Origin of the sequence: Ruegeria sp. (genome assembly GCF_028066395.1) — a bacterium.
Lineage (GTDB): Bacteria > Pseudomonadota > Alphaproteobacteria > Rhodobacterales > Rhodobacteraceae > Ruegeria.
In genome coordinates this window covers 1-2,125 of sequence record NZ_JALCBM010000099.1, presented here as the reverse complement: position 1 = coordinate 2,125, position 2,125 = coordinate 1, and the positions used below count along the sequence as shown (strand labels likewise).

General features: G+C 60.1%; 1 protein-coding gene and 1 pseudogene. Both read right to left on the bottom strand.

What is annotated here, in order from left to right; genetic code table 11:
* Window positions 1-67: 67 nt before the first annotated feature.
* Entirely contained in the window at window positions 68-1,279 is a 1,212-nt protein-coding gene (locus tag MPJ51_RS20435) for a saccharopine dehydrogenase family protein (protein WP_298390697.1), read from the bottom strand.
* Window positions 1,280-1,307: 28 nt separating this feature from the next.
* A pseudogene (locus tag MPJ51_RS20430) lies at window positions 1,308-2,125 on the bottom strand (arginine decarboxylase); the annotation flags it as partial.

Here is a 2,125-nt window from a genome sequence, read left to right as displayed (position 1 = left end):
CCCCCGGACCCCCCGGGATATTTTTGGCCAGATGAAGCAGGGCGGTCACGCGGACCGCCCCGAAGGATCAGAAATCGACCGGGCTGTCGAGTTCGTGGACTTGCCATGGCAGGCCATGGGCGTTGAGCATGTCCATGAAGTCATCCGGATCCAGCTGTTCCATGTTCCACACACCGGGCGTGCGCCAGTTGCCTTTCAGCAGTTGCGCTGCGCCGATCATCGCTGGAACGCCGGTGGTGTAGCTGACCGCCTGGCTGCCGACCTCGGCAAAGCATTCCTCGTGATCGCAGATGTTGTAGATATAGTAGGTCTTCTCGCCCGAGCCGTCCTTGGCCTGACCGGTCGCGATATCGCCGATACATGCCTTGCCGGTGGTTTCCTCGCCCAGATCGCCGGGATCGGGCAGCAGGGTTTTCAGGAACTGGATCGGGATGATCTCGACCCCGTCATGCATTACCGGATCGATCCGGGTCATGCCGACATTTTCCAGCACTTTGGCATGGTTGATATAGGCGTCCCCGAAGGTCATCCAGAACCGCGCGCGTTCGATTTCCGAGAAATGAGTCGCGAGGCTTTCCAGTTCCTCGTGATACATCAGATACATGTTGCGCTTGCCGATGCCGGGGAAGTCGAATTCGACCTTGTGGGTCATGGCAGGTGTTGTCTGCCAGGCGCCGTTTTCCCAGTGGCGCGCTTCCTGCAGGACTTCGCGCAGATTGATCTCGGGGTTGAAATTGGTGGCGAAGGCCTGATCGTTCGAGCCGCCATTGGCGTCCAGAACGTCGATCTGGCGGATGGTGTCCAGCTTGTGCTTTTTCAGCCATGTGGCAAAGACCGAGGTCACGCCCGGATCGAAGCCCGATCCCAGAATGGCGGTCAGACCGGCCTGTTTGAACTTGTCCTGATAGGCCCATTGCCAGCCGTATTCGAATTTGGCCTCGTCTTCGGGCTCGTAGTTGGCGGTGTCCAGATAATGGCACCCGGCCTCAAGGCAGGCATCCATAAGCTTGAGGTCCTGATAGGGCAGCGCCAGATTGACCAGAAGTTCGGCCCCGGTTTCCTTGATCAGGGCGACTGTGGCGGCCACGTCCATCGCGTCGATCTGCGCTGTCTTGATGTCGACGCCGACCCGGTCTTTGACCGCGGCCGCGATGGCGTCGCATTTCGACTTGGTGCGGCTTGCCAGCGTGATCTCGGTGAAAATGTCCGCATTCATGGCCATTTTGTGCACCGCCGCATGAGACACGCCCCCTGCACCGATAACCAGTGTTTTGCCCATCCAGATTACTCCTTTGCTGGTGTTTGGGTTATTCGTAATAGGTGTAGCCGTTGATCGAGTCGCGATAGGCGCTCATCAGGGTTTTGCGGTCCGTGGCGTTCAGAGTACCGGTCGAGATCGCCTCGTCCACCATTTTGCGGAAGGCGGCGACGCAATCGGCCGGGTCGAATTCCACATAAGACAGGACCTGGCTGATCGTGTCGCCTTCCTGTTCGTGCAGCAGGTCAAAGCCGCCATCAGGGCGCAGGTCGATGGTGACCACATTGGTATCGCCAAAGAGGTTGTGCAGATCGCCCAGCGTTTCCTGATAGGCGCCGACGAAGAAGACGCCCATGTGGTATTCGCCGTCCTCGGGCAGCGTGTGTACCGGCAAGCTGGGTGAGACGCCATCGGCCAGAATGAAGCGGTCGATCTTGCCGTCGCTGTCGCAGGTGATGTCGGACAGCACTGCGCGGCGGTCGGGGGTTTGGTTCAGGCCCTGCAGCGGCACAATCGGGTGCAGCTGGTCGATGGCCCAGACATCGGGCAGCGACTGGAACAGCGAGAAGTTGCAGTGGTAGATATCGGCCACCTTCTCAAGCTGATCATCTACATTCGTGTCCAGATCGCCGCTGGCGGCCAGCGCCTTGAGGCGCGCCACAAGCGACAGATAGATGCGTTCGGCCCGGGCCATCTGGCGCAGGTCGACATAGCCGCGCCGGAACAGCGCGCGCAACTCGTTGCGGTAGAAGGTGGCATCGTTCCAGCATTCCTGCAGGCGGTCGCTGCTGAGGTAATCATGCACGGCGGCTAGATCCGAGACCATGTGGTGATCGCCCGGTTCCACCTCGGGGCCGTTGGGCGCGT